The sequence below is a fragment of the Celeribacter sp. SCSIO 80838 genome (assembly GCF_056498065.1).
Genome location: NZ_JAZKMA010000001.1, coordinates 768,324 through 792,099, shown reverse-complemented (window position 1 = coordinate 792,099; position 23,776 = coordinate 768,324). Strand labels below are relative to the sequence as shown.

General features: G+C 60.6%; 22 protein-coding genes. 15 read left to right on the top strand and 7 right to left on the bottom strand.

What is annotated here, in order from left to right:
- Positions 1 to 4: 4 nt before the first annotated feature.
- Positions 5 to 679, top strand: coding sequence for a flagellar hook capping FlgD N-terminal domain-containing protein (locus V1475_RS03820; RefSeq protein ID WP_479411694.1), 675 nt, complete (start codon positions 5 to 7; stop codon positions 677 to 679).
- 65 nt (positions 680 to 744) lie between these two features.
- A complete protein-coding gene (locus V1475_RS03815; RefSeq protein WP_479411693.1) occupies positions 745 to 1,605 on the top strand; it encodes a phosphotransferase in 861 nt (286 codons plus the stop codon).
- Here the strand turns inward: V1475_RS03815 and ubiB are convergent.
- The gene (ubiB, locus tag V1475_RS03810) at positions 1,586 to 3,121 is read right to left on the bottom strand and encodes a 2-polyprenylphenol 6-hydroxylase (RefSeq protein WP_479411692.1); all 1,536 of its coding nucleotides are present in this window, start codon (positions 3,119 to 3,121) and stop codon (positions 1,586 to 1,588) included. The genes V1475_RS03815 and ubiB overlap by 20 nt on opposite strands.
- Positions 3,121 to 3,870, bottom strand: a complete 750-nt coding sequence (ubiE, locus tag V1475_RS03805) for a bifunctional demethylmenaquinone methyltransferase/2-methoxy-6-polyprenyl-1,4-benzoquinol methylase UbiE (RefSeq protein WP_479411691.1) — start codon at positions 3,868 to 3,870, stop codon at positions 3,121 to 3,123. Before ubiE ends, ubiB begins: the two co-directional genes overlap by 1 nt.
- An 87-nt stretch (positions 3,871 to 3,957) precedes the next feature.
- On the opposite strand from ubiE, the gene mutM reads away from it, so the two are divergent.
- The 9 genes from mutM (at position 3,958) to gyrB (ending at position 14,268) form a co-directional block, all read left to right on the top strand.
- Positions 3,958 to 4,809, top strand: coding sequence for a bifunctional DNA-formamidopyrimidine glycosylase/DNA-(apurinic or apyrimidinic site) lyase (gene mutM, locus V1475_RS03800; protein WP_479411690.1), 852 nt, complete (start codon positions 3,958 to 3,960; stop codon positions 4,807 to 4,809).
- A 60-nt stretch (positions 4,810 to 4,869) separates the two neighbouring features.
- On the top strand, positions 4,870 to 5,646 hold the full coding sequence (locus V1475_RS03795) for an enoyl-CoA hydratase (protein WP_479411689.1): 777 nt from the start codon (positions 4,870 to 4,872) through the stop codon (positions 5,644 to 5,646).
- Between the two features lie 171 nt (positions 5,647 to 5,817).
- Positions 5,818 to 6,081, top strand: a complete 264-nt coding sequence (rpsT, locus tag V1475_RS03790) for a 30S ribosomal protein S20 (RefSeq protein WP_066703068.1) — start codon at positions 5,818 to 5,820, stop codon at positions 6,079 to 6,081.
- Positions 6,082 to 6,857: 776 nt separating this feature from the next.
- Positions 6,858 to 8,231, top strand: a complete 1,374-nt coding sequence (gene dnaA / locus V1475_RS03785) for a chromosomal replication initiator protein DnaA (RefSeq protein WP_434289820.1) — start codon at positions 6,858 to 6,860, stop codon at positions 8,229 to 8,231.
- 171 nt (positions 8,232 to 8,402) lie between these two features.
- Positions 8,403 to 9,521 (top strand): DNA polymerase III subunit beta, encoded by a 1,119-nt coding sequence (gene dnaN, locus V1475_RS03780; protein WP_066703074.1) that lies wholly within the window; start codon positions 8,403 to 8,405, stop codon positions 9,519 to 9,521.
- Between the two features lie 34 nt (positions 9,522 to 9,555).
- Positions 9,556 to 10,668 (top strand): DNA replication/repair protein RecF, encoded by a 1,113-nt coding sequence (recF, locus tag V1475_RS03775; protein ID WP_479411688.1) that lies wholly within the window; start codon positions 9,556 to 9,558, stop codon positions 10,666 to 10,668.
- Positions 10,668 to 11,114 carry a VOC family protein gene (locus V1475_RS03770; protein WP_479411687.1) on the top strand — a complete coding sequence of 149 codons (447 nt, stop codon included), beginning with the start codon at positions 10,668 to 10,670 and terminating at the stop codon, positions 11,112 to 11,114. Before recF ends, V1475_RS03770 begins: the two co-directional genes overlap by 1 nt.
- Positions 11,111 to 11,731: a LysE family translocator gene (locus tag V1475_RS03765; RefSeq protein ID WP_479411686.1), complete on the top strand. Its 621-nt coding sequence runs from the start codon at positions 11,111 to 11,113 to the stop codon at positions 11,729 to 11,731. The genes V1475_RS03770 and V1475_RS03765 overlap by 4 nt, the downstream gene beginning before the upstream one ends.
- Positions 11,732 to 11,832: 101 nt before the next feature.
- A complete protein-coding gene (gene gyrB / locus V1475_RS03760; RefSeq protein ID WP_479411685.1) occupies positions 11,833 to 14,268 on the top strand; it encodes a DNA topoisomerase (ATP-hydrolyzing) subunit B in 2,436 nt (811 codons plus the stop codon).
- Between the two features lie 51 nt (positions 14,269 to 14,319).
- Here the strand turns inward: gyrB and V1475_RS03755 are convergent, their stop codons facing one another.
- The 5 genes from V1475_RS03755 to V1475_RS03735 form a co-directional block, all read right to left on the bottom strand.
- Positions 14,320 to 14,988, bottom strand: coding sequence for an ABC transporter ATP-binding protein (locus V1475_RS03755; protein WP_479411684.1), 669 nt, complete (start codon positions 14,986 to 14,988; stop codon positions 14,320 to 14,322).
- Positions 14,989 to 14,991: 3 nt separating this feature from the next.
- Positions 14,992 to 16,116 (bottom strand): KpsE/RkpR family capsule polysaccharide export protein, encoded by a 1,125-nt coding sequence (locus V1475_RS03750; protein ID WP_479411683.1) that lies wholly within the window; start codon positions 16,114 to 16,116, stop codon positions 14,992 to 14,994.
- A 155-nt stretch (positions 16,117 to 16,271) separates the two neighbouring features.
- Complete coding sequence (locus V1475_RS03745) at positions 16,272 to 17,225, bottom strand: glycosyltransferase (protein ID WP_479411682.1); 954 nt, start codon at positions 17,223 to 17,225, stop codon at positions 16,272 to 16,274.
- Positions 17,225 to 18,391 carry a UDP-galactopyranose/dTDP-fucopyranose mutase family protein gene (locus V1475_RS03740; RefSeq protein ID WP_479411681.1) on the bottom strand — a complete coding sequence of 389 codons (1,167 nt, stop codon included), beginning with the start codon at positions 18,389 to 18,391 and terminating at the stop codon, positions 17,225 to 17,227. The genes V1475_RS03745 and V1475_RS03740 overlap by 1 nt, the downstream gene beginning before the upstream one ends.
- Positions 18,392 to 18,458: 67 nt before the next feature.
- The gene (locus V1475_RS03735) at positions 18,459 to 19,583 is read right to left on the bottom strand and encodes a hypothetical protein (protein WP_479411680.1); all 1,125 of its coding nucleotides are present in this window, start codon (positions 19,581 to 19,583) and stop codon (positions 18,459 to 18,461) included.
- A gap of 194 nt (positions 19,584 to 19,777) precedes the next feature.
- On the opposite strand from V1475_RS03735, the gene V1475_RS03730 reads away from it, so the two are divergent.
- From V1475_RS03730 to V1475_RS03715, 4 genes are read left to right on the top strand one after another with little or no spacing between them, the layout of a single operon-like run.
- Positions 19,778 to 20,563 carry an ABC transporter permease gene (locus V1475_RS03730; protein WP_479411679.1) on the top strand — a complete coding sequence of 262 codons (786 nt, stop codon included), beginning with the start codon at positions 19,778 to 19,780 and terminating at the stop codon, positions 20,561 to 20,563.
- A 50-nt stretch (positions 20,564 to 20,613) separates the two neighbouring features.
- The gene (locus V1475_RS03725; protein WP_479411678.1) at positions 20,614 to 22,245 is read left to right on the top strand and encodes a glycosyltransferase family 2 protein; all 1,632 of its coding nucleotides are present in this window, start codon (positions 20,614 to 20,616) and stop codon (positions 22,243 to 22,245) included.
- Positions 22,242 to 22,817 (top strand): hypothetical protein, encoded by a 576-nt coding sequence (locus V1475_RS03720; RefSeq protein WP_479411677.1) that lies wholly within the window; start codon positions 22,242 to 22,244, stop codon positions 22,815 to 22,817. The genes V1475_RS03725 and V1475_RS03720 overlap by 4 nt, the downstream gene beginning before the upstream one ends.
- Positions 22,814 to 23,704, top strand: coding sequence for a glycosyltransferase family 2 protein (locus V1475_RS03715; RefSeq protein WP_479411676.1), 891 nt, complete (start codon positions 22,814 to 22,816; stop codon positions 23,702 to 23,704). Before V1475_RS03720 ends, V1475_RS03715 begins: the two co-directional genes overlap by 4 nt.
- Positions 23,705 to 23,776 lie beyond the last annotated feature (72 nt).

The window sequence follows — 23,776 nt, the reverse complement described above, 5'->3', positions numbered from 1 at the left end:
CAAGATGGTAAACACGATCACCGCCGCGACGACGACCACGACCAGTGCAAGCAGTTCGAGTTCCAGCAGTGCTTCCGGTTCCGCGCTGAGTTCGGATTTCGACACGTTTCTCAAGATGCTGACCGTCCAGATGCAGAATCAGGACCCGCTCAACCCGATCGAATCGACCGATTATGCGGTGCAACTCGCCACCTTCTCACAGGTCGAGCAATCTGTGATCACCAACGATCTTCTCGAAGATCTTTCGGCGCAACTCGGGCTTATGGGGTTTTCCGAATTGTCCGGTTGGGTCGGGATGGAAGCCCGGAGCGAGGCCGCGGCCTATTTCGACGGCTCTTCCCCGGTCACTCTGACAGGCGAGTTCGCCACCGCGGCGGACACGGCGGTTCTGATCGTGCGGGATGCCGATGGGACGGTGGTCCAACAGGTCACCATGTCCCCGACGGAGGACGCCTTCGAGTGGAGCGGTCTGGACGACGATGGCGATGCGTTCGAGGCTGGAACCTACAGTTTCGAGATCGAGACCTACTATAACGGAGACTATCTCTCGACCACGGCGGTCGAAAGTTATTCCCGGATCGTCGAGGCCCGTTCCGACAATGGCGATGTCGTTTTGGTTCTGGCCGGTGGCAATGAAATCGCCTCCGACGATGTGACTGCCCTGCGCGATCCGTCGTGATCCGCTTGCAGACCACAGTCCCAGCTCGATAAACTCGGGTGGTCCGTAATTTGGAGTGCCCTAAGATGTCCTGCGCCGCAGATCTTCCCCCGAAGGGGATTCAGGCGTTTGTTGCGGAGCGTGTGTCCGGTCCGTGTCATTGGGCGCGCCTTCCCGGGGGGCGCACAAACCGCAGCTGGCGGGTGAGTGGCGCCGCCTGTGACTGGGTGATCAAACTGTTCGATCCCAACCGGTCCAACCGGCTGTTCCCGAATGACCCGAAAGCGGAACGTCATGCGCTGATCGCTTTGGTGGGCCAAGAGATCGCGCCGGAATTTGTGGCTCATTTTGAGGTGCGGGAGGGTGCCTGCCTGATTTACGACTATGTCGAGGGCGTGCTTGTCGACAAGACGGACCCCGACACGATCCGGGCGCTGGGCCATTTGCATGGGGTGTCTCCTTCTTCGGAGTTGCGAAAAATCGACACGCAGCCCGTGGCGCTTCTCGAACAAGGTCGTTTTTTCCTGAAGGGTTTGGAAACCGCCTTGGCGCGCCATCTGAGTTCAGCCGAACCCGTGCCGTTCCCTGTTGTCTCCGGGCGGGATGTGTTCTTGCATGGTGACCCTGTACCCGCGAATGTTCTGATCCATGACGGGCGTCATCGGTTCATTGACTGGCAATGCCCGGCCTGCGGCGATGCGACAGCGGATCTGGCCATCGCCCTGTCTCCGGCCATGCATCATGTCTATGGCAAGGGCGGTTTTTCAACAGCGGATCAGCAAGCGGCGCTGGCCGCCTATCCGGATGCCGAGACCATCGCGCGCTATCGTCAACTCGCCCCATTTTACCAATGGCGCATGGCGGCCTATTGCGCGTGGAAAGCGGCGCAGGGCGAGGCGATCTATGAGGTGGCCGCAGAGGCCGAACTTAGCCCAGAACGAGCATGACTGCGGCACCGAGTCCCGCAGAGACGACGCCTCCCGCGATCAGCCAGAGAACCTGCCATCGGTTGCTGCGCTCGACAGGAGCCTCAGTCTCCTTGCTCTGAGCGATCAAAAGCGCTTCGGCCAGTTGCGGCAATCGCGGACCAAAACGCGAGAGCACGGCGGCGGTGCGCCACAGATCGCGGGCCAGGGCCTTGGGGCCGATATTGGCCTTGATATACTGCTCGACCACCGGCTTGGAGACTTCCCAGATGTTGATATGCGGATCGAGCGAACGCGACACGCCTTCGACCACCACCATGGTGCGCTGCAACAGGATCAGCTCGGTGCGCGTTTCCATCCCGAAGCGCTCGGTGACCTCGAACAGGTAGGACAAAAGCCGTGCCATGGAGATGCGCGTGGCGTCCATGCCGAAGATCGGATCGCCGACGGCACGCAGGGCGCGGGCGAATTCGTCCACGTCGCGATCGGCGGGAACATAGCCCGCCTCGAAATGCACTTCCGCGACGCGTTTATAGTCTTTTTTGATAAATCCGTACAAAATCTCGGCATAAACGCGTCGTGTATATTCATCAAGCATGCCCATGATGCCGAAGTCGAGTGCGATGATGTCGCCGTTCGGCGCGACCTTGAGATTGCCGTGGTGCATGTCGGCATGAAAGAACCCGTCGCGCAAAGCATGGGTCAGGAACATCTGAAGCACACGGGGGCCGAGAACGGTCACATCGTGACCGGCAGCGATGATTTCGTCGATGTCGGAGGCGGTGATCCCCTCGACCCATTCCAGCGTCATGACCCGTTTCGAGGACAGGCCCCAGTCGATGGCGGGCACGTTGAAGCCCTCGTCCCCCGCAGTGTTTGCGGCATATTCGGAGGCCGAAGCACTTTCCAGACGCAGGTCCAGCTCGCCCTGCACGACGCCTTCGAAATGCGCGATCACGTCGGTCGGACGGAGGCGGCGCGAGGCCGGAGAGAGACTCTCGATCAGGGAGGCGAGGAAATAAAAGGCGTCAATATCGGTGCGAAACGCCTTCTCGATGCCGGGACGCAACACCTTGACGGCAACCGCCTGACCGGTGTCGGCGCGCACGGCCTTGTGGACCTGCGCGATGGAAGCGGCCGCGACCGGTTCGGAGAATTCGGAAAACAGCTCGGAGATCGGCGCCTGAAGCTCGGCCTCAACCGTTTTGATCGCGGCATCGCGCGGGAAGGGTGGCATGCGGTCCTGAAGCACCTGCAATTGCTTGGCAAGATCGGCGCCGACCACATCGGGGCGGGTCGAAAGAATCTGGCCGAATTTGATATAGGCCGGACCCAGCGCGGTGATCGCCCGTGTCACCGGCGGAAGGTTCGGATCGCCCTTGTAGCCCAGCCAGCGAAACGGCCACACGACCGTGCGGGCCAGAATGCGAAAGGCTTTCGGCGCGTCGAGCGCATCCATTGCCTGCGTCATCGCCCCGGTGCGCTCCATGGTCGCGCCAGTGCGGATAAGCCGCCAGAGGTTGTGCGGTCCGCGCATCAGATTTTCCACCCGGAGTGCAATGCTGCGATGCCCAATGTCAAATTACGATACTTCACATTGGAAAATCCGGCAGTTTTGATCATCTGCGCAAATGTATCCTGATCCGGGAATTTGCGGATGCTTTCCACCAGATATTGGTAACTGTCCCGATCCCCGGCAATCATTTGCCCCATGCGGGGGATGACGTTGAAGGAATAGAGATCGTAAGCCTTCTGCATCATCGGGTTCGGCAATTGCGAGAACTCAAGCACCATGAGGCGCCCGCCGGGTTTCAAAACGCGGTAAGCCTCGGACAACGCATCGGGGATGCGCGTCACGTTCCGGATGCCAAATGAGATGGTGTAAACGTCGAACTGGTTGTCCTCGAACGGCAGTTGCATCGCGTCGCCGGTGACCCAGGACAGGCTCTCGGCCATCTTTTCCGCCTCGGCGCGTTTGCGGCCTTCGACCAGCATCGACTCGGTCATGTCCAACACAACAGAGGTCGCCCCCGGCGCGCGTTTCAGGAAGCGGAACGAAATGTCACCCGTGCCACCCGCCACATCGAGCAAATGCTGATCCGGACGCGGCGAGAGCCAGTCCATCATCGCGTCTTTCCAGACCCGGTGAATCCCCATCGACATGACATCGTTCATGATGTCGTATTTCGAGGCAACCGAGGTGAACACCCCATGCACCATCCCGGCCTTCTGATCCTCGGCCACATCTTTGAAACCGAAATGGGTGGTTTTGCCGTTCTCGCTCATCGCTCTTGAACCTTTCTCGAAACTCACCCTTCTTATAGGGCTCACATCGGGCGTGACAATCGGATGTCGCAAAGCGAAGGGGCCAAAATGCCGGAATTGCCAGAGGTCGAGACGGTTCGTCGCGGGTTGGAGCCTTCGATGGCGGGGGTGCGGATTACGCAGGCAGATGTGAACCGCCCCGATCTGCGCTGGCCTTTCCCGGAGCGGATGGCGGAACGGCTCACGGGGGCGCGGGTTGAGCGGCTGCGCAGGCGGTCGAAATACATCCTCGCCGATCTGGATACCGCGGAGACTCTGCTCATTCACCTCGGTATGTCGGGGCGGATGACGGTGTCTGGCGATCCCTTGGGACAGTTCGTGCATGATCACCCGGCGCAGGAAAAGCATGACCATGTGGTGTTTCACATGGAGAACGGCGCGCGCGTGACCTTCAACGATCCGCGGCGGTTCGGGGCGATGGATCTGATGGCGACCGGTACGGAAGAGGCGCATCCTCTTCTCGCCAAACTCGGGCCGGAGCCTTTGGGCAACATGTTCAGCGAGGATCACCTGATTGCCGCGCTCAAAGGCAAGAACACCCCGATCAAATCAGCGCTTTTAGATCAGCATATCGTCGCGGGGCTGGGCAATATCTATGTCTGCGAAGTGCTGTTCCGCGCAGGCATCCATCCGGGGCGCAAGGCGTCAAAGATTTCCGAAGCGCGCATTGCCTCACTCGTCCCGATCATCAGGGAGGTGCTTTTGGAGGCCATCGAGGCCGGGGGATCGTCGCTCAAGGACTTCCGACAGGCCGATGGAGAGCTGGGATATTTCCAGCATAATTTCCGTGTTTACGGACGCGAAGGTGAACCCTGTGTGACGCCGGAGTGTGCGGCGCGTATAAAGAGGATCACCCAATCCGGGCGTTCCAGCTTCTTTTGCCCGACCTGTCAAAGATGACTTGATCCGTTCGGGTCAGATGTTAGGACTGCCCGGAAGGACCAGAAACCGGAGGGCGCAATGGCCTATAAAACGCTTCTTATCGAGATCAAGGATAGTGTCGAACTGATCCGTCTGAACCGGCCTGAGGCGCTCAACGCGCTCAGTTCCGAATTGCTTTGCGAGTTGGCGGACGCGCTGGGCAAGGCCGATCTCGATCCGAAAGTGCGCGCCATCGTCATCACCGGCTCGGAAAAGGCTTTCGCGGCAGGTGCCGACATCAAGGAGATGTCCGACAAGAGCTATGCCGATATGGCCTCCGAACGCCTCTTTGCCGAGGACGCCGACCGGATCGTGGCGACGCGCAAGCCGGTGATTGCCGCTGTGGCGGGCTATGCGCTCGGCGGGGGCTGCGAGTTGGCGATGATGTGCGATTTCATTCTTGCGGCTGATAACGCGAAATTCGGCCAGCCTGAGATCAACCTCGGCATCATTCCCGGCATTGGTGGCACCCAGCGTCTGACGCGCTTTGTGGGCAAATCGAAAGCGATGGAGATGATCCTGACCGGGCGCTTCATGGAGGCCGAAGAGGCCGAGCGCTCCGGGCTTGTTTCCCGCATCGTGCCCGCGAAAAAACTCGTTGAGGAAGCCCTCGCCGTGGCCGATAAGATCGCGGAGAAAAGCGCGATTTCCGTGGCGGCCGCGAAGGAGGCGGTGAACCGCTCTTATGAAATGACGCTTGCCGAGGGCGTGCGGTTTGAGCGCACCAGCTTTCAGGGCCTCTTTGCGACGGAAGATCAAAAAGAAGGCATGGCCGCCTTTACGGAAAAACGCGCGCCGCAGTTCCGGGATAAGTAAACCCGCTGTTTTAGGCGAAAACGGGCTTTCCTTTTCAGCGATTCTCGCCTAAAGGGACGCCTTACATGCGCGTGGAGCCCGCTCAGGCTATGATTGACCGCCCTTTTCAAAGGGGTTCGGGGTCCGTTTGCGCAATCGACATTGTAACACGACCTCGAAGAGGAAAATCCCATGGCGAATTCGCCCCAGTCCAAAAAACGCGCCCGTCAGGCCGTCCGTCGCACCGACGTCAACAAAGCCCGTCGTTCCCGCATCCGCACCTACCTGCGCAAAGTCGAGGAAGCCATCGCTTCCGGCGATCAGGCCGCTGCCAAAGCCGCTCTGCAAGCCGCTCAGCCGGAGCTGATGCGTGGTGTCACCAAAGGCGTGGTTCACAAGAACACCGCCTCCCGCAAAATGTCCCGCCTGTCTTCGCGCGTCAAAGCGCTCGGCTGATATTTGCCAAGAATTTATGTGAAAAACGCGCCTTTCGGGCGCGTTTTTTGCGTTTTGGAAGGGGCTTTTGCGCAATCGGACGGCTCGCCGCAAAGGCGAATCCCTTGCGGCGGCGGCGCCTAGCAAGACTCGCGTGGGGCTGACAATCATCTCGCTCAAATCTTTCTCGAAGAGGCGTAATCTGAGGCATATGCGCCACGGCTTCTGCCGCGCTTATTGAGCTTTTTGGATTCGGTTTCGGTAAAGACAGAGTCAAGCGCGAAGATCGATTGCGACTCCGTCGGAGGGGTTGCTAGCTTGCCCATGCGATTCACGTCGTCTTGGGGGGACATTCAGGATCGTGTCGCGGAAGAGCGATAGGTGTTTGCCGGAGAGAAGAACATTCTTTCCGACAGGTTTCCTTTGCCAACGCGCATGGTTTTGAGACCGGTCTCGGATAGGGGTATCCGGGAAGCGGTTGTCCGATTGGTCCGTGCTTTCATGCCGGATCGGTCGGTCTGTCCATATATCCCGTGCCGCCGTTTGTGTGCCTGTGTCCTTGGGGTGTGAGGTTCCCATGGATGAAGGGTGTGCAAGACGGATGGTGCATCACAATCGGGCCGGGTTGGCCGAAACTGCGACTTTGTGAGGGTGTCGCAGGGCCAGCCGTATTGCGGTTCGCGTTGTGAAAAGACGACCCGAGGCGCAAGAGCCGTGGGAGTTGCGGGCAGCCGCAGGTCCTGATGTCGGAGCAAGAACCGGCATGGATAAAAACGATAATGGGTCGAATAGAGAAAATGAAAAACGAGACGTGGGGACGTGTTAAGGAACAACTTCGTGAATCTGTCGGGCGCAGCAATTACGCGAACTGGATCGAGCCGCTGGAGCTGAGAAAGGTCGACAATGGGGTCGCCGTGTTTTCCGTGCCGACGAGTTTCATGGCAAACTGGGTGTCCCGCAATTTCGCCGACACCATCCTGACCCATCTGAAGGCCGCGAATGCGCCTGCGTCGCGTGTCGAGTTCAAGGTCGAGGCGCATCAGAGCCAGCCAGTCACGTCTGTGGCGGAGACCGCGCCGGTTGCCGCGGAACCGGCCCCGGCGGGCGTATCAGACGTGCCTGCCGCAGAGCTTCCGGGCGCGCCGCTCGACCCGCGTTTCACCTTCGACAATTTCGTCGTCGGCAAGCCGAACGAACTGGCCCATGCCGCTGCGCGTCGTGTGGCCGAAGGCGGTCCGGTGACCTTCAACCCGCTGTTTCTCTATGGCGGCGTTGGGCTTGGCAAAACCCACCTGATGCACGCCATCGCCCATGAGATCCGGGTGCGCGATCCGAAGTTGCGTGTGCTCTATCTCTCTGCCGAACAGTTCATGTATCGCTTCGTTCAGGCGCTGCGCGACCGTCAGATGATCGATTTCAAACAGATCTTCCGCTCCGTCGATGTGCTCATGGTCGATGACGTGCAATTCATCGCCGGCAAGGACAGCACGCAGGAGGAGTTCTTCCATACGTTCAACGCGCTGGTGGATCAGAACAAGCAGATCATCATCTCCGCCGACCGCGCGCCGGGCGAGATTCAGGGCCTTGAGGACCGGATCAAATCGCGTCTGCAATGCGGTCTCGTCGTCGACTTGCACCCGACCGATTACGAGCTGCGTCTCGGCATCTTGCAGACCAAGGCCGAAGGCTATCGCGCCCAATACCCCGATCTGAAATTCGCCGACGGGGTGCTGGAATTCCTCGCGCATCGCATTTCGACCAACGTGCGGGTGCTCGAAGGGGCCTTGATGCGCCTCTTCGCCTTCGCCTCGCTCGTGGGGCGCGAAATCACGCTGGACCTGACGCAGGAATGTCTGTCCGATATCCTCAAGGCCTCCGAGCGCAAGGTCACCGTGGAAGAGATTCAGCGCAAGGTCTCCGAACATTACGCCATTCGTCTCTCCGACATGATCGGCCCGAAGCGGGTACGCTCCATTGCACGGCCGCGTCAGGTCGCCATGTATCTGGCAAAACATATGACAACGCGGTCTCTGCCGGAGATCGGACGTCGCTTCGGCGGTCGAGACCACACCACCGTCATGCATGGGGTGCGCCGGATCGAGGAGCTCAAGGCCACAGACAGCCAGATCGCCGACGATCTGGAAATGCTGCGCCGCACGCTCGAGGCGTAAGGCCCAACCTGAGTCAAATGCGCTGCACCGCCGTGACAATCGTCACTGGCGGTGCCTGCGTCTCTTGACCTTCGGAACCGGACACAACACAGTCTGGGCAAACAAACTATTGCGCCCGGCGATGGATCGTTTACCTTCATCGCCCCGGGCTTTGAAACACGCGAGGGTGGTATGAAAATCAGCATCGAACGCGGCACGCTTCTGAAAGCGGTCGGTCAGGCGCAATCCGTGGTCGAGCGCCGCAACACGATCCCGATCCTCGCCAATGTGCTGATCGAGGCCGAGGGCGACACCGTGTCCTTCCGCGCCACCGATCTCGACATCGAGGTGGTGGACAAATGCGCCGCCATGGTCGAACGCGCAGGCGCGACTACGGTCTCCGCCGTGACGCTGCACGAGATCGTGCGCAAGCTGCCGGATGGCGCCATGGTTCAGCTCACCGACGACAGCACGACGGGCCGTTTGACGGTTGAGGCCGGGCGGTCGAATTTCTCGCTCGCGACGCTTCCGAAAGAGGACTTCCCTGTGATGGCCTCCGCTGAATACGACAGCAATTTCGCCGTCCCCGCGCCGGTGCTGCGTCGTCTGTTCGACAAATCGAAATTCGCGATCTCGACCGAGGAAACCCGCTATTACCTGAACGGCGTCTATATGCATGTGGCCGATAGCGAAAACGGTCGTGCGCTGCGCTGTGTGGCGACCGACGGTCACCGGCTGGCCCGCATCGACGCGACTCTGCCGCCCGAAGCCGCCGACATGCCGGGCGTGATCGTGCCGCGCAAAACCGTGGGTGAGCTGCGCAAGCTTCTGGACGATGACGACATGACGATCGCCGTCTCCGTCTCCGAGGCGAAAGTGCGTTTTGCGACGCCGGAGATCACCCTGACCTCGAAGGTCATCGACGGCACTTTCCCGGATTATTCGCGCGTCATCCCCGTGGGCAACACCCGCAAGCTCGAAGTGGACGCCGCCGAATTCGCCAAGGCTGTGGACCGTGTGGCCACCGTGTCCTCCGAGCGCTCGCGTGCCGTCAAACTGACGCTGGAAGACGACAAGCTGACATTGTCTGTCAACGCGCCCGACAGCGGCGCCGCCGAAGAAGAGTTGGCCGTCGCTTATAACGACGAACGTCTGGAAATCGGGTTCAACGCCAAATACCTGTTGGAAATTGCCTCTCAGGTGGATCGTGAAAACGCCGTTTTCCTGTTCAATTCCTCGGGCGATCCGACCCTGATGCGCGAAGGCAATGACACCTCCGCCGTCTACGTCGTCATGCCGATGCGCGTGTGAGTATTTTTCCAGCAAAGGAAACGAGTGAGGCGCGATGGGCGGCCTGTTCATAGAAGAGCTAAGCCTGTCGCATTTCCGCTCCCACAAGGCCGCGCGTCTCGAATTGGACGGGCGGCCTGTCGCCATTTGGGGGCCGAATGGCGCGGGCAAGACGAATATTCTCGAAGCGGTGTCTTTGTTGTCTCCGGGGCGGGGGCTGCGGCGCGCCAGTCCCGATGAGATCGCGCGCAAACCCGAAGGTTTCGGTTGGAAGATCCGTGCCGATCTACACTCCCTGCACCAGTTTCACGAGGTTGAAACCTGGGCCGAACCGGGCAATTCGCGCAATGTGAAGATCGACGGTAAGGCGGCGGCGCAGGTGGCGCTTGGGCGGATCGCGCGGGTGGTTTGGCTCATTCCGGCGATGGACCGGCTTTGGATCGAAGGGGCCGAAGGGCGGCGGCGGTTTCTGGATCGCATGGTGATGTCCTTTGAGCCGCGCCATGCGGAGGCGGTTTTGGCCTATGAAAAGGCGATGCGGGAGCGCAATCGTCTGCTCAAGGATATGGTGCGGGATGCCCATTGGTATGGAGCGTTGGAGGCGCAGATGGCGGAGCATGGCGCGGCGATCATGGCGCATCGGATTGCGACGCTGACACGATTGGCAGAGGCGCAGGACGGGGCGGAAACTGCATTTCCCGCCGCGGAACTCAGTCTGAAAGCCTCCGACGACATGGACCTGCCCGCAGAAACAGAGGCGCTTCTTGTGGCATTTCGCGAGGGACGCTCCCGTGATTTGGCGGCGGGGCGCACACTGATCGGCCCGCATCGTGCCGATTTGGGGGCGGTCTATACGGCCAAAGGTGTGCCTGCGGATCAATGCTCGACGGGCGAGCAAAAGGCGCTTTTGATTTCGCTCATCCTTGCAAATGGCCGCGCATTGGCGGAAGACTTCGGAGCTGCGCCGATCTTTTTGCTGGACGAGGTCGCGGCCCATCTCGATGCCTCCCGCCGCGCGGCGCTCTATGACGAAATTTGCGCTTTGGGGGCACAGGCCTTTATGACCGGGACGGGCCCCGAATTGTTCGCCGAACTCGGGACGCGGGCGATGCAGATCGAAGTGCGGGAGGACGCGGGTCTGTCCCTGATTGAGGAAAGGGTGAGCTGATGACGCCGCAACGTGTGACCCTGATCACCCTTGGCGTGGATGACATGACACGCGCCCGCGCCTTTTACGAAGCACTTGGCTGGCAGAGGCATCCAAGCTCGCAAGATGAGGTGACATTCTATCAGGCGAACGGATTTGCTCTGGGTCTTTTCGGTCGTGCCGATCTGGCCGCGGATCAGGCCCGCCCCGATGTGCCGCTCGGCACCGGGGCGATGACGCTGGCGCAGAATTTTCCGTCGGAAGCGGAAGTCGACGCGGCCTTCTCATTGGCTGAGGCGGCGGGTGCGACCGTGTTGAAACGCCCTGAAAAGGTGTTTTGGGGTGGATATTCCGGCTATTACGCGGACCCGGACGGGCATGTCTGGGAACTGGCTTACAATCCGTTCTGGCCCCTGAATGAGGACGGCAGTCTGATCTTGCCAGACATTGAGAAAGACCCCGAATGACCATTACCCCCGGCGATCTCAGGCTTTACGCCTTCGCGCTTTTGATCCTCTTCCTGACGCCCGGTCCCGTCTGGCTCGCCATGCTGGCGCGTTCGCTTTCGGGCGGGTTTCATGCCGCTTGGCCCCTCGCACTTGGCGTGGTGATCGGTGATTTCCTCTGGTCGCTTCTCGCGATCCTTGGCGTGAGTTGGATCATTTCGGAATTCGCAAGCTTCCTCACCGTCATGCGTTGGATCGCCGTGGTGATGTTCATCGGGATGGGCGCCTTGCTGATCCGCCACGCCGACAAGCAAATCGCCGCCGATAGCCGTCTGACGCGCCCCGGCATGTGGGCCGGGTTTGTCGCCGGGCTGATCTGTATCCTCGGCAATCCGAAAGCGATCCTGTTCTACATGGGCTTTCTGCCTGGCTTCTTCGATCTCGGAACACTCACCGTCTCGGACATCGCCGCGATCTGTACGATTTCCGCCGTCATTCCGCTGGTCGGCAACCTGATCCTCGGCGCCTCTGTCGGTGCCGTCCGCAAGATCATGACCTCGCCCAAGGCACTCAGACGGATGAATATCTCCGCGGGTAGCCTGCTGATTTTCGTCGGCTTGATCCTGCCCTTCGTCTGATCGCGAAAACCCGCCTTGCGCCATGCTTTTTCCGTGTCAATTGCGTGACAACCGGGACCCGCTCACGTATAAAATAAGCAGGAAATAACAAGGATTTTCGAATGTCCGATAACACGCAGCAGCCTTCCGAGTACGGCGCAGATTCCATCAAGGTTCTCAAAGGCTTGGAGGCCGTCCGAAAACGTCCCGGCATGTATATCGGGGATACGGACGACGGCTCAGGCCTGCACCACATGGTCTATGAGGTCGTGGACAACGGCATCGACGAGGCTCTGGCCGGTCATGCCGATTTTGTTTCGGTGAAAATCCACAAGGACAGCTCGATTTCCGTGCGCGACAACGGCCGGGGTATTCCGACCGATCTGCACGCCGAAGAGGGGGTGTCTGCCGCCGAGGTCATCATGACCCAGCTCCATGCGGGCGGCAAATTCGACAGCAATTCCTACAAGGTTTCCGGCGGTCTTCACGGCGTGGGTGTGTCGGTTGTGAACGCGCTGTCCGAATGGCTTGAGCTTAAAATCTGGCGCAAGGGCAAGGTGCATCAGGCGCGCTTTGTCAAAGGCGAAACCTCCGAGCATCTCAAGGTGATCGGCGAGGCGGGCGACGAGACCGGCACCGAGGTGCGCTTCCTCGCCTCCGCCAAAACCAACGACCCGGAAGGCACGTTCTCCAACCTCGAATACTCGTTCGAGACGTTGGAAAAGCGTCTGCGTGAGCTGGCTTTCCTGAACTCCGGTGTGCGGATCATCCTCGAAGACGAACGCCCGGCCGAGCCGCTCAAGACCGAGCTACATTACGATGGCGGCGTGAAGGAATTCGTCAAATATCTCGACCGGCACAAGACGGCGATGATCCCCGATCCGATCTTCGTTTCCGGTGAACGCGACGACATCGGCGTCGAGGTGGCGATGTGGTGGAACGACAGCTACCATGAAAACGTCCTGCCCTTTACCAACAACATTCCGCAACGCGATGGCGGCACGCACCTTGCGGGTTTCCGCGGTGCGCTGACCCGGACCTTGACGAAATACGCGCAGGAAAGCGGCATCGCCAAAAAGGAAAAGATCAACTTCACCGGTGATGATGCGCGCGAAGGTCTGACCTGTGTGCTCTCCGTGAAAGTGCCCGATCCGAAATTCTCGTCCCAGACCAAGGACAAGCTTGTGTCCTCCGAGGTGCGGCCTGCGGTCGAAAACCTTGTCGGTGAAAAGCTCACCGAATGGTTCGACGAGAACCCGGCAGAGGCCAAGATGATCGTCGGCAAGATCATCGAAGCGGCCATGGCCCGCGAGGCTGCGCGCAAGGCCCGCGAGTTGACCCGTCGCAAATCGGCGCTCGATGTCAATTTCCTCTCCGGCAAGCTCAAGGATTGTTCCGAAAAAGACCCGAGCCTGACCGAAGTCTTCCTCGTCGAGGGGGATTCCGCCGGGGGGTCTGCCCAGACGGGCCGGGATCGTCGGACGCAGGCGATCCTGCCGCTTCGGGGGAAAATCCTCAACGTCGAGCGCGCCCGGTTCGACCGGATGTTGTCGTCTCAGGAGATCGGCAACCTCGTGATGGCGCTCGGCACCGGCATCGGCCGAGACGAGTTCAACCTCGACAAGCTGCGCTACCACAAGATCGTCATCATGACCGATGCCGACGTCGATGGCGCGCACATCCGAACGCTGCTTTTGACCTTCTTCTTCCGCCAGATGCCCGATCTGATCGAGGCGGGGCATCTCTTCATTGCCCAGCCACCGCTCTACAAGGTCTCGCGCGGCAAGTCCGAAGTGTATCTGAAAGATCAGGCGGCACTTGAGGATCACCTGATCCATCAGGGTGTCGAAGGTGCGGTTCTGCGGCTCAAAAACGGCGAAGAAATTGCCGGCACCGATCTTGAGCGGGTCGTCGAGGGCGCGCGCAGCTTCAAGCGCGTGCTGGAAATTTTCCCGACCCATTACCCGCGTCACATCCTCGAACAGGCGGCTCTGGCCGGGGCGTTCGAACCGGGGCGGGTCGATGCCGATCTGGCGGGGACGGCGGAGACGGTTGCGAAACGTCTCGATATGATCGCGCTCGAATACGAGCGTGGCTGGACGGGTCGCCCGACGCAGGATGTCGGTATTCGTCTCACCCGCGTGCTGCGCGGGGTGGAAGAGGTCCGCACCCTCGACGGTGCGATCCTGCGCGGTGCCGAAGCGCGCCGCATCCATCAGGAAGTCGCCGCCACCGAAGGCCATTACACCGATCCGTCGCGTCTCGTGCGCAAGGATCGCGAAACCCTGATCCACGGACCGATCAACCTTCTGGATGCCATTCTGGAAGAGGGCGAAAAGGGCCTGTCGCTGCAACGCTACAAAGGTCTCGGCGAGATGAACCCGGATCAGCTTTGGGAAACCACTCTGGACCCGGAAGCCCGCACGCTGTTGCAGGTGAAGATCGAGGATTTCCAGGAAGCCGACGACATTTTCACCAAGCTGATGGGCGATGTCGTGGAACCGCGCCGCGAGTTCATTCAGGACAACGCGCTCAACGTCGCGAACCTCGACGCATAAGAGGTCGGGACGAAACGCGATCAGGATGGCTCCCGTATCTCGGTGCGGGGGTCATTCGTCCTCTTGTGACCCGAGGATGTCGTGATGAAGCGCAATGGCGTCTTCGAGGTCTTCGAAATAATGCAGTTGCCCCTCATGGAGCACCGCGCCGGAGGTGCAGAAGAGACGCAGCTGTGACACCGAATGGGTCACGACGACGGCACCTGCATGTTTCATGCGTTCCTGAAAGTAATGTCGGCTTTTCACCTTGAAGCTGGCGTCGCCCACCGCCGTGACCTCGTCCACAAGATAGGTGTCGAAGGGAATTCCGATGGAGATCGCAAAGGCGAGCCGCGCACGCATTCCGGAGGAATAATGCCGCACCGCCATATGGAAATGCCCGCCGAGCTCGGAGAATTCCTTGGTGAAATGTAAAAGCGACTCCGTATCGACGCCATAAGCGCGCGCCACGAACCTTGTGTTCTGCGCGCCCGTCAGGTTGCGGTGAAACGATCCCGCAAAGCCCACGGGCCACGAAATGCTGCCGGTCGTCTGAATCTCGCCACTGTCCGGGCTGGTCTTGCCGCCGATCATCTTCAGCAGCGTGGATTTTCCGGCCCCGTTCCGGCCCAACAACCCGATCGAGGTCTTGCCCGGCAGCGTCAGGTTCACCCGATCCAGAATCACCTTTTTACCATCGGGTGTGGCGAAGGATTTGCTGACATCGACAAAGCGGATCATGGTTCAGCGCCGGTCCCTGAGCGAATAATAGATCAACAAGAGGATCGCCCAGCCGAGGAACAGAAACAGCCCGACGAGCAGGAGAATCATGCCGCGCGCGGGGTACATGGAGCGTTCCGCAAGCGTCGGCGTGATGAAGGTCGCCAGATACCGCGTCGTGCGCCGCGCCTCGCCCAGAGCCAGGTCATGGGCGCTGCGGGCGGCGGTATAGGCCATCTGGGCGAATTCATAATCGACCGAAAGCTTCTCGAACTCGGACACTTTTGCCGCGTAATTGTCCCCGTCGGCACTTTCACCGGAGAACTTGTTGCGCTCCTCCGCGATCCGTTTGCGTGTCACGTCGATGCGCCTGCGCGTCTGTTCGAGCCGGGGATCGTTGGGCTGGGCGGTGATGGCCAGCAGGTCGTAATCGATCAGGGCAGTGGCGAGCTGCGACTGTAGCTTGTTCAAAAGCCCCATCTGACCTTCGATGTCCTTGGTCGGATCGACGATCTGGTTGGTGACCCGGAAATCCGTCAATTCCTGCCGCGCCTGCCGAAGCCGGGTTTCGGCGCGTTCGAGATCTTCCTCCGTGTAGCGTGTCGCATCGGCGCGCGCGGTGGCGGAGATGTCGTTGATGACGGCCTGACTCTCAACGAGGATTGCCTGAGCGATCCGATGTGCATCCTCCGGGCGAAACGCGTTGACCCGAATGATCATCAGGCCCGAGCCGCTGTCGTAAGACAGGTGCAGCATGCGTTTCCAATAGTCTGTCAGATCCTCGATCGTGCCATCGGTGTCAAAGGCGAAAAACGGATCGCTGTCCTGATGCATGGAAAACAGCGCCCTCAGGTCGATCTTGTCGTCGATGTTCTGGACGATGTCCTGACTTTGGATGAACTCGTAGAGAATATCGCTGTCATGTCCGCCGGAACTCCCGAGCGTGCGCGTCAGGCCGCCGAAGAAATCCGACGCGCTGCTGTTTTCCTCGCTGCGCACCGTGAAGGCAACGGTCGAGGCATATTGATCCTCGGCCACGCCAAACAGATAAAAGACGCTGAACAGAAAGGGCATCAGCACAAGCGAGATGAAGGTATAGGCCACGATTCGGTGCCGCCGCTTCGGGCGCGCCGGTTTTGCATGTGGCAAGACGGGACTTTGAGGCTGGGAGCGCTTTTTCTCCGGGGTGGGAGAGCTGCCTGACGGTGCCATGTCTTTCATGTTTCGACCCGTTTTCATCTCAAGAAGCTTCGTGGCAAGCTGTTCAGTGTCATGACCGTTTCTGGGGGGGCGGAGCGGCCCGCTCAGGGACTGTGAAGTGCATCGCATCTCCCACGTCGTCCCCGGAGCCCGTCGCGCAAACCGCGCCAAAGCAGGCGATAATAGGTCTTTCGCTCCACCGCCTCACAGGTCAGCCCACGCTTCGACCAGATCGCGACATAGTAGAGAAGGGCGAGGGGAAAGATCACCGGCCCGACGGAGCGTCGTGCGATCTCCACACCGTTGCGGCAGTGATAATAAATCTTCCAGAGCGGGCGATAGACGAAGTCGCCGCCGAAGGTCGCGATGTCATGGGTAAAACGAACCTGCGGCATCACAAGGATACGCCATCCGGCTTTCCGTAGTCTGAGGCTGTAGAGCACATCGTCGCCATAGATGAACAGCCCGGCTTCGGGCGGGCCGATCTCTTCGGCGGTTTTGCGGCGCAGGAAAAAGCCTACGAAAGAGGAGAAGTCCGCGTCTTTCGGCGTGGCCGCCGGGGTGAGGGCGCTGTCCGCAAAGTGAAATCCCTGCCGGTTGCCGTGAAAAACCGCGCGCAGAAACGCGGGCAGCTGCCAGAACGGATTCACCCCCTGCCGGTTCATCTCGCAAATCTCGCCGGAAACCGTCTCCACCACGCCCCCGACCGCTCCGACCCGCGCGGGAAGGTCGGGCGCCAGCGCTTTGAACCGATCAATCGCACCCGCCTGTGGCCAGGAGTCGTCGTCGAACAGACACAGCCAGTCGCAGTCGGCAAGCCCCCCTTCGGTCATCGCCTGCACGCCTTGGCTGAATCCACCGGCGCCGCCGGTGTTCTCCTCGAGATGCAGGCAGATCAGCCGCGGATCGTTCAGCGCCTCAAGCCGCAGTCGTGTGTCATCCGTCGAGGCATTGTTCACCACCAGCACCCGGTCGAACGGTTCGGCCAGAACCCGTTCGAGACTCCGCATCAGGCTGTCGCACCGATTGTAGGTGGTGAGGATCGCCGCCACTCGCATCAGGTCGCCGCCGTCGCGAAGGCCAGCAGGCGGCTGTCCTGTGTCTGCCCCAGAAGAAACCGTTCCGCCGTGTCCATCGCCTCGCGGACGGAGACATCCATATCGAGATAACGATAGGTCCCCAGCCGCCCGAGGAAGGTCACGCCCGGCACCGTCTTTGTCAGATCGACATACTGGCGCAACATGTCCTGCTCCTTGGCAAGCCGGATCGGATAGAAGGGAATGTCATCGGGTCCCGCGGCGCGCGAATACTCGCGAAACAGCACGCTTTTCTCATGCGTCTCCCAGGGCGCGAAATGCTTGTGCTCGGTGATCCGGGTCCAGGGGACATCCGCGTCGCAGTAATTCATCACCGCGCAGCCCTGCACATCGCCCTCGCCATAGACCCGCTCGAAATCGAGGGTGCGATAGCCGAGCCGGCCCAGCCGATATTCGAAGAACCGATCAATCGGTCCGGTCCAGAAGACATGGTCCCATATGCCCGCCTCCGAGGCGCTGAACGCGGTGTTCAAAACGACCACGATGTTCGGATGATCCAGCATGGCCTCGATCAGTGCGGTATAACCGTCCCGCGGCATGCCCTCATACTGATGGGAGAAATACCGGCTGTTGTAATCGAACCGCAGCGGCATGCGTTTGAGGATCGAGGCCGGAAGATGCGCCGGATCGCAGCCCCATTGCTTGCGCGTGTAACCCTCGAAAAACATACGGTAAATCTCTTCGCCCATCAGAGCGAGCGCCTGGTCCTCGAAATTCTCCGGCGTTTCGATCGCATGGGCCAGATCGCGCAGATGCGCCTCGGCCTCGGCGGGGGAGAAATCGCGTTTGAAAAGCTGGTTGATCGTGCCGAGATTGATCGGCAGGGAATAGGTATGTCCGCCCGCATTGGCCACGACCGTGTGGCGATAGGTTTCGAACCGGGTGAAGCGGTTGACGAAATCCCAGACCGCACCGTCGTTGGTGTGAAAGATATGCGGCCCGTATTCATGCACCATCACGCCGGTCTGCGTATCCCGGGCGGTGTGGCAATTGCCCGCCACGTGACCGCGGCTTTCGAACACCGTGATGCGATACCCGGCCTCCGCCAGAATCCGCGCGACGGTTGCACCGGAAAAGCCTGCACCTGCGATCGCAATCCCGGTGCTCTTGCAGACGTCCATCCTCATTCTCGATATCCTTGCTGGCATTTTCTTTGGCTCAGCAAGGTATGGCATCTGTATCCTTAATATTTCCTTATTCAGATGGCTGGTTCGGGCTAAGAGTGATCTCTTCGAGGAACGGCGACAGGACCTCGTCCCTGCGCAGGTCGGGCTGCGACAGAAGCCGTATTTTCACCTCCTCCCAAAGCGCATGTTCCGGGATCGCACGGCAGCGTCCAAGCGCGTCGAGATCGGGGAAGAACGCCTGACGTCCGGTGACTTCGGACAACCAGTCATGGATCGGCACGAACACCCGCAGCATTTTGGCGCGGGCCACGGGGCCGAACATTTCGACCTCTTTCGCGGGCGGCAACGCGTCGTTCAAAGCGATTTTTGAGACGATCGTGCGAAACCGTCGCGCGTCTTCGCGCGAAAGCTGGATGTTCGCCCGTCTGATAAATTCGATCAGGGCCGGATGCGCGCTTGTGTTGAGCCGCCGCGAGGCCTGCCAGGGCGGCGGGGTCTTAAGACCGGCCAGCTTGAAAAAGTTTTTGACGCTGCCGCCCTGCGCCAGCACCTCGTCGTAACTCTGGATTGTGAAGCGCGCTTCCGGCAGGGCGGTCATCCATGGCTCCAGCATCAGCCGGTAATCGAAATGCACCCCCTTCTGGTAATGCCGCGGCACCGTGTCCGCCAGCGGCTTGAGGATGGTTCCGAACTTGAGCCGCTGACCGTACCAGGAGACGAGATAATCGTCGACGCGCCGGAGCGAGGCGATCACATGAATATCGTCGATCTGGGGAAACATCGCGACCAGCTCCCAGATCAGGTCGGTCCCCCGTGTGCTGAAATTCGAGAACACCTCCGCCGCAAGCACCACCGCCTTGGGGCGAAACGCCTCGATCTGCGCAGCGATGGTGCGGGCGATCTCTTCCTTGTCCGGCAAAGGCATGTGGATGTCCGGGACGCCATTCGGCGACCACATGCGAAAGGCCAGCGCATTATGGCCTTCGCGGTAATTCAGCGGGATCGGCCAGGTGCGGCGCTCCATCGTTCCGATCCGCCCGGAGGCAAATCCCGCCAACATCGCAAGCCCGCTGCTTTCGACCGCCGGATAGAGGACATCCTGACGCAAAAGCGCCCGGCAGTTCCGCGCAAGAGCGGCCTGCAGAGCGGTGGAGCCAGCCTTGTGATGGCCGATGAAGAGGATCAGTTTCATATGTAGTGTTCACCGGGAACTCGCCGTATAGTTGTTCGTACCGTGCCGCCTGTCACATGGCAACCGGCTTGCAAGACCTGGGCTTTACACGATTTATTCGAAAAAGTGCCGATCCGCGCGGTTTCATTAAGACAATTTAACAACTTTTCCGGGTATTCGGGTCGAGCAACTTGGTCGAACAGATTGGATTTCTGGTGGACAAAACCGTTGACCCCCTTCGCTTTCAGGCCCTGAGGAACATTTTTGCCCTCATGATGCGCGAAATGTCCTCGACCTTCGGGCGCTCTCCGGGCGGCTATTTCTGGGCCATCGCCGAACCCGTGGGCATCATCGTGATGCTGGCCATAGGGTTCTCTCTGGTTGTGCGCGCACCGGCGCTCGGCAACAATTTCATCCTGTTCTACGCCACCGGCTATCTGCCCTATTCGCTCTTTGCGACTTTGGCGCGGGTGATCATGCACGGTCTCGGTTATTCGCGCCCGCTTCTGGCCTATCCGCGCGTTTCCTGGATCGAGGCCCTGTTTGCCCGGCTGTTCCTGCACAGCCTAACCAATTTCGCGGTCTCCTTCATCGTCCTCGGTGCCATTCTGATGTTAGAGGACACGCGGATCGAGCTCGATTTCATGCCGATCCTGAATGGCTATGCCATGCTCGTTCTCACCGGCTTTGCGCTCGGTATGATGAACTGTTTTCTCATGGGGCTCTTCCCGGTCTGGGAAAACATCTGGACCATCGTGAACCGCCCGCTGTTTCTGGCCTCCGGCATTTTCTTCCTGTTCGACGATCTGCCCAAGGCGGCCCAGTCTGTCCTCTGGTTCAACCCGATCCTCCATGCCATCGGTGAAATCCGACGCGGTTTCTACGCCACCTACGATCCCGCTTATATCAGCCCTGCCTATGTCTATGGCCTCGCCCTGACGCTGCTGGCCTTCGCGCTTTTGCTGTTGAAACGCCACTACCGGTGGATTCTCGAAGAATGACGGGTGAGGGCGCGCCGGTTTTCCCCCTGCGTCTGCGGGACTGCTCTCCAATGCGAGATGGCGACCAAGTTGCCTTCGATCGCTGGGAGGACCTGTTCAACCTGAGCCTCTGGAGCAGGGCCACGCATCTCGCGCATCCCCGTCTCGTCCTGCGAGGCACCGGACGAGTGCAGCTCAAACTCTGGCGGCAGGGCGACGAGGGCGACCCATCTCCCGTTCTCGACGCAGAGCACGATTTGCCGCTCATCCTGCCCTTGCCAGAAGGAACGGAGAGCGGGATTTTCTGGCCCGAGATTACCGCACGCGGGCCGGTGTCGCTCGACAGTCTCGGCTGGTTCGCCGATCCGCCGACCCGCGCCATTCGCGTCGCTCTGGTGATCACGACCTATCGGCGGGAGGCAGAGGTCCGCACCGCCGTTGCCAAACTTCTGCCGAGCTTGCAAAGAGATCTGCCGCCCGGCGCGGCCCATCTCGTGGTGGTCGACAACGGGCGCAGCCTGACGCTTCCCACCGCCCCCGAACTCACCCGTCTGGACAACCCCAATCTCGGCGGATCGGGCGGCTTTGCCCGTGGGCTTGCCTTCGCCCAAGACGGCGGGTTTACCCACGCGCTGTTCATGGATGACGACGCCGCGACCACGCCGGAGGCGCTGATCCGCACCTATGCCTTTCTGTCGCGCGCGCGCGACGACAGGGCCGCCGTGCTCGGTGCCATGCTGACCGACACGGAGCCGCCCCGCGTGTTCGAATACGGTGCCGAGTTCGACGGTTTGTGTCGCCCCCTGTGTCACGGTCTCGATCCCTCCTCGCGCACCGACGCCCTGCACATGGAGCGCGACACCCACGCGCCCCTGCCCGAAAACCATTATGGCGGCTGGTGGTTCTTCGCCTTCCCGCTCGCCCCCCTGCGCCATTGGCCTTTCCCCTTCTTCGTGCGCGGCGACGATTCCGGGTTTTCCCTGTCCAACCCTTTCACGCTCTGGCGCATCGCCGGGGTGGCCTCCGTTCAGGAGGGGTTCGATCTGAAATCCAGCCCGCTGACCCGCTATCTGGATTTCCGCTATCATCTGATCCACGGGCTGGTCTTCGACAGCCTGCGCCTGTCCCGGTTCAAAGCGCTGTCGGTCGCCCTGCGGCTGATCGTGCGCAACATCCTCACCCTGCATTACGACAGCGCCGAAGCCGAGCTTCTCGCCTGGGCGGAGGTGCTCTCCGGTCCCGAGACCTTTGCAACCGATCCGACCGCGCAAAAGGGCCGGGCGGTTGTCGCGGAACTCCTCTCCACCGAGCGCTGGTGGCCGACCCCGATGCAACCGGTGAGCACCCTCTCGCTGTCCGATCCGCATTGGCGGCGCAAATGGATCAAACTGACCCTGAACGGCCATCTCGTACCGTTCTGGGCGACATGGATGCCAGACCGGGTCATCGACCGCAGCACCCGAGGCGATATGCGGAGCTATTTCTTTGCCCGTCAGGTCGTCATCCAAGATGAGACGCGCGGCACAGCGATCGTGCTCCGCCACGACAAGCGCCGGGCCTTTCGGATCGGTCGTCGTGCGGCGGCTCTGTCGCTGCGCTGGCTCCTGAGCCATTCGAAACGGCGCAAATCCTTCAAAACCGGCTATGACGAGATGACCACGCGCGCCTTTTGGGACGCGCAATTCATCCGGGAGGATTTGTGAGACGGGTTCGAGCAGCACTACGGGAGCGTCTGATCCGCCTCTGCGCGACACGGCGGGGCGTGTCCCTGTCGCCTTGTCAGGTGCTGGACCTCCTACCGCTCCGCAATGCCCATGGTCCTGTGACCTCCCGTCCGATGGCCGACGGGATGCAGTTCCACATCGACCCAAAAGGGCAAGTCGAGGGCGAATGGACCAGCGAAGCCGGGCAGCGGTTTCATTTCGCGGCGCGGGTGAGCGCCCCGGTCGATTGGGTCGCGCTCCATATCGACCTGCCACGTTTCGAGAAGATGTCGGAACTGTCGCATCTCTCCGTGATCCTGCGCGCGGCCAGTGCGGCGCCGCTGCGCCTCGAACTGGCGATCCGCAGCTACACCGCAGAGGGGTTTCAGGACAGTTTCCTGTTTCCGGAGCTTCACCTCACCCCCGGCGGCGTGGACCATTGCGCCACGCTCGCGCTGGCTCAGGCTCCGGATTTTCCGAGACAGGCCGATCAACGCGAGCTTGTGATCTTCTGCCCGACCGAAGGGGAGATGGAGATCGCGTTCGACACGCTGAAGGTTCTAAGCCTGTGAGGCTCGATCTGGCTCTGGTGATCCCGGTCCATGACGACCTTCCGGGGCTCACGCGTCTCGTCGGCGAGGCCCGGCAAAGCGGGTTGTTTCGCCAGATCATCGTCGTGGATGACGCCTCTCCTCTTCCGGTGCCAGAGATGGAGGGGGTCACGCTTTGCCGCCTGCCCGACAATCGCGGGGCCGGGGCGGCGCGCAACGCCGGGCTGGATCTGGTGGATTGCACCCATGTGCTGTTCTTCGATGCCGACGACACGCTCCTGCCGGAGCTTTCCCGTCTCACAGAACACCTCGCCGAAACCCCGAATTTCGACCTGTGCCAGTTCAAATACGCCCAGAGCAGCGAGCTGCGCCACGGCCATTGGGGGCAGCCGGATTATGACGATGTCGTCTGGGCCGAAGCGGGGTTAAGCCTTGCACGTCACAAGGTCCTGTCGCCCGCCCAGCGTCACTTGATCGCGCAAACCGCCAATTACCCGTGGAACAAGATTTGCCGGACGGAGTTTCTGCGCGCAGAAGGCATCCGCTTCATGGAGATCCCGCTGCACAACGATCTCGCCTTTCATTGGCGCGTGTTGAGCCGGGCGAAGACCGTGATCGCCAGCGACCGGATGTGCGCCTATCACCGTGTCCACACGGGCCGTGCGCATCTGACCAATCGTCGCGGACACGAGCGGCTCTGTGTGTTCGATGCGCTCGACACGGTGCGCCGCGAGCTTGCCCCGCTTGACCCGGACTGGCACGCGGCTTTCGCGGCTTTCGCCTCCGGTCTCGTCACCTGGGCGCGTCAGGGTCTCGACGAGGCCTCTCTCGACCGGTTCGACAGGCTCTCAGAGCAATTCATTGAAAACATGAAAGAAACAGGATCGTCCCCCGGCCACGTCCGATAAATTTTGATGCGATTTTCGGCCAAATTGAAAACAGGGGCCGCAAAAACGCCGCTTTCGCGCAAATGAAAAGCA